Genomic DNA, 6,229 nt, shown 5'->3' on the forward strand with positions numbered 1-6,229 from the left:
TGCGCGTCTGGGGCGGTCTGCGACACTCTGCCGGTCCCGAGACCCCGGCAGGAGCCAGATATGACCGACGATCCCGACCGCCACGCGATGAAGATGGCCAAGAAAAAGGCCGCGCGCGACAAGATCATGGCCACCAAGACCGATGAGAAAGGGCTGATCATCGTTCATACCGGCAAGGGTAAGGGCAAATCCTCGGCGGCGTTCGGCATGATCTTTCGCTGCATCGCGCATGGCATGCCCTGCGCCGTGGTGCAGTTCATCAAGGGCGGGATGAGCACCGGCGAGCGCGATCTGATCCTGTCGAAATTCTCGGATGCCTGTGCCTTTCACACCATGGGCGAGGGCTTTACCTGGGAAACACAGGATCGCACCCGTGACACGGAGATGGCGCAGGCGGCCTGGGCCAAGGCCAAGGAGCTGATCCGCGATGAGACCAACAAGATGGTCCTGCTGGATGAAATCAACATCGCGCTGCGGTATGACTATCTGGATATCAATGAGGTGGTGCAGTTTCTCGCTGAGGAAAAGCCGCATATGACCCATGTGGTGCTGACGGGCCGCAACGCCAAGGACGAGTTGATCGAGATTGCCGATCTGGTCACGGAAATGGAGCTGATCAAGCATCCGTTCCGGTCCGGCATCAAGGCGCAGATCGGGGTGGAGTTCTGAGCCATGGCGCGGACAAGAATGTTGACCGAATTCGGCATGGGCACATCGCTGCGGCGGCAGGATTATACCGAGGCGGCGGCGCGGGCGGTGCGCGATGCGCTGTGGCATAATTCGATCAATCTGGCAGAGTTGTTCGGGTTCGACAAAGGCGACATGCTGATTGATCTGGATATTGCCGTTCAGGCGCCAGACGAGGTGGATGTCGAGGTGCTGCGGGCGATTTTTCCTTATGGTCAGGTGCGCGTGCAGGTAGCGCGGGGCGGGTTGGACATTCCGCGCGCCGTGGGCAAGCCCACGGTGATCGCCAATGCCTGTATCTCGGTCTCGTTCGACATGGAGGCCAAGGCATGAGTGCGGAGCGGTTCATCATCGAGATGGGGATGGGCAATGACCTGCATGGGATGGATTACCAAAAGGCTGCCGTGCGGGCGATCGAGGATGCAATCCGCCATTCCACGATCCCGATGTTTCTGAATACCTCGCTCGATCACCGGGATATGGAGGTCAAGGTGACGGTGGGGGTGCAAGAGCCTGAGCGCGTTGATCCCGAGGCGCTGAAGACCGGGCTGCCACGTGGGCGGGCGACGGTGCAGGTGGTCTTTGGCGGGCAGAATGTGACCGATCCGGGGAGTGGCGAGACGCTGGTGATCGCCACGGCGGCGGTTGAGGCGTTCTTTCCGTCGCAGGTCGGGAAATGGGTGCTGAGCGAGGGGTGAAGGGCGGTGTGCCCCGAGAGATCGTTCATTGCCACCCAAGGCGGTGCGTAGCGCGCCTTTGTTCCGCGCGCGTGGCATGCTTGACGTAATCTTTTGATCAAACCCACCCCCTCCGACCCCATTCCCCCAAGATCAAAGCACAGGCTTGCCGTGTGTCGGTCGTGGTCATATGATCTGACCAATTCAGCAAGGGCGCGCACATGCCATTTCAGAAAGTCACACCCGAAAAGCTTTCGACTGCCGTCACGCGGCAAATTGAAAAACTCATTCTCCAAGGCATCCTGCGTCCCGGCGAGCGTCTGCCTGCCGAGCGCGACCTGGCCGAGAAACTGGGGGTCTCGCGCCCGTCGCTGCGCGAGGCGGTGGCGGAGTTGCAGGACAAGGGCCTATTGAGCGCGCGCGCGGGCGCTGGGATTTACGTGGCCGACGTTCTGGGCAGCGCGTTCTCGGACGCGCTGATCCGGCTCTTTGCCGACCATGAGGAGGCAGTGTTCGATTACATCGGATTTCGCCGTGATCTGGAGGGGCTGGCGGCCTGTCGTGCGGCGCGCCTCGCCTCTGACACCGATTTGCAGGTGATCCAGACGGTGATGGACAAGATGGAGGCGGCGCATAAGAAAACCAATCCGGCGGATGAAGCGCGGCTAGACGCCGAGTTTCACATGGCGATTATTGAGGCCAGCCATAATGTCATCATGCTGCACATGATGCGCTCGATGTTCCAACTGCTGCGCGAGGGCGTTTTTTACAACCGTCAGGTGATGTTCAAGCAACGCACGACGCGCGGTGCGCTCTTGGATCAGCACCGTGCCATCAACGCCGCCATTCAGGCGCGTAATCCCGAGACGGCACGGGCGGCGGTGAACGATCACCTCAATTATGTTGAAAAGGCGCTGGCCGATCAGCACAAGGCAGACCGCAACGAAGTCATTGCGCGCCAGAGGTTTGAGCACGAGCAATCGCGCTAGAATGTCGCCTTGAGTGGGCGGTTCCACGCGTCGGTCTGATACGGTTCCGGACTCATATTTTGGACTATTCTGCGACCCGTGCTGCCAGAATTTGGGCAAGGGAATAGAGCCGTTTTTCAAGCAGAACCGGCGCTTCGCAGGCATAGGTGAGCGACCGACGGCGGTCGTCGAACACGCGCGCACGCCAGTCGAGATCCTCTTCCAACTGGTCGATGCGGTCGAAATCGGGGGTCTCGGCCTTGGACAAGGTTGCGATTTCAGAGCGCAGCGCGTCGATTTCCTGAGCCATGCGGGCCTGATTGCGGGCGTAGCGGGTGATGCCGCCCATGACCTCGACCCGGCGCTGGTTGAGGCGGTCAAACACGTCGGAAAAGATTGCGGTGTAGTCCTCCTTGGTCAGATCAGCCGTGGCATCCACCGCTGATTCGGCCTCTTCCAAGCTGAGTCGGCGCAGGGCCAGCAATTCTGCCAGTCGGGCGGCCTCGGGGGAGAGGGTGCCGGTCTCGGCCTGATTCTCAGGCGGATGGGGCCACATGACCGCCGCAGAAAGTGTATCCACACGGCGCTGAATGCAGGGCCAGTCGGGATCATTCAATCCTGCGGCGTAAATTGGAGATATTCCAGTAAAAACAATGGTTAAGGCGGTGAAAGCTGCTCTCATTTCATCCTCTACGACTAAGGTCTTACTGAGTTATGGCGCGATCTTGGCACATATTGTCACAGGATGAAACAGGCCGGTTTGAAACGTATTTTTACGCCAAATCACCTAAAGGTTGTATCCTCTGGGATGCAAGGGAGGACAGACTGAATGAGAACGCGTGCGGCGGTGGCTGTTGAGGCTGGCAAGCCGATGGAGATCATGGAGGTGAACCTCGAAGGTCCGAAGGCGGGTGAGGTTCTGGTGGAGATCAAGGCGACGGGGCTGTGCCACACCGATGATTTCACCCTGTCCGGTGCCGATCCCGAGGGGGCGTTTCCGGCCATTCTGGGGCATGAGGGCGCGGGTGTGGTGCTGGAGGTCGGCCCCGGTGTGACCAGCCTTGTGCCGGGCGATCATGTGATCCCGCTCTATACGCCCGAGTGCCGCGAGTGCGACTATTGCCTCAACCCGAAAACCAACCTCTGCCAGAAAATCCGCTCGACCCAGGGTCAGGGGCTGATGCCCGATGGCACCAGCCGGTTCTCGATGCTGGATGGCACGCCGATCCTGCATTACATGGGCTGCTCGACCTTTGCCAATCACACGGTCCTGCCCGAGATTGCGCTGGCCAAGGTGCGCAAGGATGCGCCGTTCGACAAGATTTGCTACATCGGTTGCGGTGTCACCACCGGCGTCGGCGCGGTGATCAACACCGCCAAGGTGGAGATTGGCAGCCGGGCGATTGTGTTCGGTCTGGGCGGTATCGGTCTCAACGTGTTGCAGGGGCTGCGGCTGGCGGGGGCGGATCAGATCGTCGGCGTTGACCTCAATCCGGGCCGGATCGAGATGGCAACGCGGTTTGGCATGACCGATTTCGTCAACCCCAAGGAGGTCAAGGGCGATCTGGTGGCGCATCTGGTCGAGCTGACCGGCGGTGGCGCGGATTACACCTTTGACGCCACTGGCAATGTCGGCGTGATGCGCACGGCGCTGGAGGCGGCACACAAGGGCTGGGGCGAGAGCATCATCATCGGTGTGGCCCCGGCGGGCGCCGAGATCAGCACGCGGCCGTTCCAATTGGTGACGGGGCGGTCGTGGCGCGGGACCGCCTTTGGCGGCGCGCGCGGGCGCACGGATGTGCCCAAGATTGTCGATTGGTACATGCAGGGCAAGATCGAGATCGACCCGATGATCACCCACACCATGCCGCTCGACGATATAAACAAAGGGTTTGAATTGATGCACGCGGGCGAGAGTATCCGCTCGGTGGTGGTGTATTGAGCGCGGCTCTGTAACGGGGCCGTGCCAGAGGGAATGCGCCCCGGTTCCATCGCAGAGGAGGGCGGTGCGGGGCGACACGGCGGGCAGAGGAGCCCGGCAAGCGAAACCAAGAACAGTTTTATCCAGGGAGGACAAAATGAAGAAATCACTCTTGATGTCGGCGGCGTTCTTTGTCGGTGCATCCGGCATGGCCGCGGCCAACAGCGATCTACAGGCGCTGATAGATGATCCCTCGCAATGGGCGATTCAAACGGGCGACTATGCGAATACCCGCTATTCCGAGTTGGACCAGATCAACAAGGACAATGTCGGCAAATTGCAGGTCGCGTGGACATTCTCGACCGGCGTGTTGCGCGGGCATGAGGGCTCGCCGCTGGTGATTGGGGACGTCATGTATGTCCACACGCCGTTCCCGAATATCGTTTATGCGCTGGATCTGAGCGACAACGGCAAGATCATCTGGAAATATGAGCCCAAGCAGGATCCCAACGTGATCCCGGTGATGTGCTGTGACACGGTCAACCGGGGCGTGGCCTATGCGGATGGCAAGATTTTCCTGCATCAGGCCGATACCACGATTGTCGCGCTGGATGCCAAGACCGGCGAGGTCGTTTGGACTGCTGTGAATGGCGATCCGGCGATTGGGGAGACCAACACCGCGACGGTGCTGCCGGTCAAGGACAAGGTGATCGTCGGCATTTCGGGCGGCGAATTCGGCGTGCGCGGCCACACAACGGCCTATGACATGAAGACCGGCGAGCAGGTTTGGCGCGCCTATTCGATGGGACCGGACAGCGATACGCTGATGGACCCGGAAAATACCACCCATCTGGGCGAGCCTGTGGGCGCGGATTCGGGCACCAACACCTGGGAAGGCGATCAATGGAAGATCGGCGGCGGCTCGACCTGGGGTTGGTATTCCTATGACGCGGAGTTGGACCTGTTCTATTATGGCACCGGCAACCCGTCGACATGGAACCCGGCGCAGCGGCCCGGCGACAACCGTTGGTCGATGACCATCATGGCGCGCAATCCCGACACCGGGATGGCCAAGTGGCTCTATCAGATGACCCCGCATGACGAGTGGGATTATGACGGTGTCAACGAGATGATCCTGACGGATCAGGAAGTTGACGGGCAGATGCGCAAGCTCTTGACCCACCCGGATCGGAATGGCCTGTCCTATACACTGGATCGGGAAACCGGCGAGTTGCTGGTGGCCGAGAAATACGACCCGGCGGTGAACTGGACCACGGGTGTGGATATGGACCCGGCATCCGAGACCTATGGCCGTCCGGCTGTGGTGGCGGAGTATTCCACCGAGCAGAATGGCGAAGATGTCAACTCGACTGGGATTTGTCCGGCGGCACTGGGAACCAAGGACCAGCAACCTTCGGCCTATAGCCCGAAGACCGGCCTGTTCTATATCCCCACCAACCACGTCTGCATGGATTACGAGCCGTTCCGCGTGAGCTATACCGCCGGTCAGCCCTATGTGGGTGCGACGCTGGCGATGTATCCGGCGCCCGGCAGCCATGGCGGCATGGGCAATTTCATCGCCTGGGACAATATCGAGGGCAAGATCAAGTGGTCGATCCCCGAGCAGTTCTCGGTCTGGTCGGGCGCTCTGGCGACCGCTGGCGATGTGGTGTTCTACGGCACGCTTGAAGGCTATCTCAAGGCGATTGATGCCGCGACGGGTGATGAGCTTTACAGCTTCAAGACGCCCTCGGGGATCATCGGCAACGTGATGACCTATGAGCATGGCGGAAAGCAGTATGTCGGCATCCTGTCGGGGATTGGCGGCTGGGCCGGGATTGGCCTTGCGGCCGGTCTGACCGATCCGAATGCCGGTCTGGGCGCCGTGGGCGGCTATGCAGCCCTGAGCGACTATACCGCGCTCGGTGGTCAGCTGACCGTCTTCAAACTGCCGGATTGATCGCTCTGATCTGATC

Annotated in this window: 7 protein-coding genes; 6 read left to right on the forward strand and 1 reads right to left on the reverse strand. The window is 60.6% G+C overall.

Annotation, left to right across the window (positions count from 1 at the left end; all coding sequences use genetic code 11):
• Positions 1-60: 60 nt before the first annotated feature.
• The 4 genes from cobO (at position 61) to ROS217_RS08510 (ending at position 2,353) form a co-directional block, all read left to right on the forward strand.
• The gene (gene cobO, locus ROS217_RS08495) at positions 61-669 is read left to right on the forward strand and encodes a cob(I)yrinic acid a,c-diamide adenosyltransferase (protein ID WP_009817305.1); all 609 of its coding nucleotides are present in this window, start codon (positions 61-63) and stop codon (positions 667-669) included.
• 3 nt (positions 670-672) lie between these two features.
• On the forward strand, positions 673-1,020 hold the full coding sequence (locus ROS217_RS08500) for a Lin0512 family protein (RefSeq protein WP_040650458.1): 348 nt from the start codon (positions 673-675) through the stop codon (positions 1,018-1,020).
• A complete protein-coding gene (locus ROS217_RS08505; protein ID WP_009817307.1) occupies positions 1,017-1,385 on the forward strand; it encodes a Lin0512 family protein in 369 nt (122 codons plus the stop codon). Before ROS217_RS08500 ends, ROS217_RS08505 begins: the two co-directional genes overlap by 4 nt.
• Before the next feature lie 200 nt (positions 1,386-1,585).
• A complete protein-coding gene (locus ROS217_RS08510) occupies positions 1,586-2,353 on the forward strand; it encodes an FCD domain-containing protein (RefSeq protein ID WP_009817308.1) in 768 nt (255 codons plus the stop codon).
• Between the two features lie 64 nt (positions 2,354-2,417).
• Here the strand turns inward: ROS217_RS08510 and ROS217_RS08515 are convergent, their stop codons facing one another.
• Positions 2,418-3,014 (reverse strand): hypothetical protein, encoded by a 597-nt coding sequence (locus ROS217_RS08515; protein ID WP_083781526.1) that lies wholly within the window; start codon positions 3,012-3,014, stop codon positions 2,418-2,420.
• Between the two features lie 147 nt (positions 3,015-3,161).
• Between ROS217_RS08515 and ROS217_RS08520 the strand changes: the two genes are divergently transcribed.
• On the forward strand, positions 3,162-4,274 hold the full coding sequence (locus ROS217_RS08520) for an S-(hydroxymethyl)glutathione dehydrogenase/class III alcohol dehydrogenase (RefSeq protein ID WP_009817310.1): 1,113 nt from the start codon (positions 3,162-3,164) through the stop codon (positions 4,272-4,274).
• Positions 4,275-4,410: 136 nt separating this feature from the next.
• Complete coding sequence (xoxF5, locus tag ROS217_RS08525) at positions 4,411-6,213, forward strand: lanthanide-dependent methanol dehydrogenase XoxF5 (protein ID WP_009817311.1); 1,803 nt, start codon at positions 4,411-4,413, stop codon at positions 6,211-6,213.
• The last annotated feature ends 16 nt before the right edge of the window (positions 6,214-6,229 follow it).

Source organism: Roseovarius sp. 217, assembly GCF_000152845.1.
Taxonomy (GTDB): Bacteria; Pseudomonadota; Alphaproteobacteria; order Rhodobacterales; family Rhodobacteraceae; genus Roseovarius.

Coding starts and splice junctions, on each gene's coding strand:
- cobO (WP_009817305.1), top strand. CDS start 61: ATGACCGACGATCCCGACCGCCACGCGATGAAGATGGCCAAGAAAAAG.
- ROS217_RS08500 (WP_040650458.1), top strand. CDS start 673: ATGGCGCGGACAAGAATGTTGACCGAATTCGGCATGGGCACATCGCTG.
- ROS217_RS08505 (WP_009817307.1), top strand. CDS start 1,017: ATGAGTGCGGAGCGGTTCATCATCGAGATGGGGATGGGCAATGACCTG.
- ROS217_RS08510 (WP_009817308.1), top strand. CDS start 1,586: ATGCCATTTCAGAAAGTCACACCCGAAAAGCTTTCGACTGCCGTCACG.
- ROS217_RS08515 (WP_083781526.1), bottom strand. CDS start 3,014: ATGAGAGCAGCTTTCACCGCCTTAACCATTGTTTTTACTGGAATATCT.
- ROS217_RS08520 (WP_009817310.1), top strand. CDS start 3,162: ATGAGAACGCGTGCGGCGGTGGCTGTTGAGGCTGGCAAGCCGATGGAG.
- xoxF5 (WP_009817311.1), top strand. CDS start 4,411: ATGAAGAAATCACTCTTGATGTCGGCGGCGTTCTTTGTCGGTGCATCC.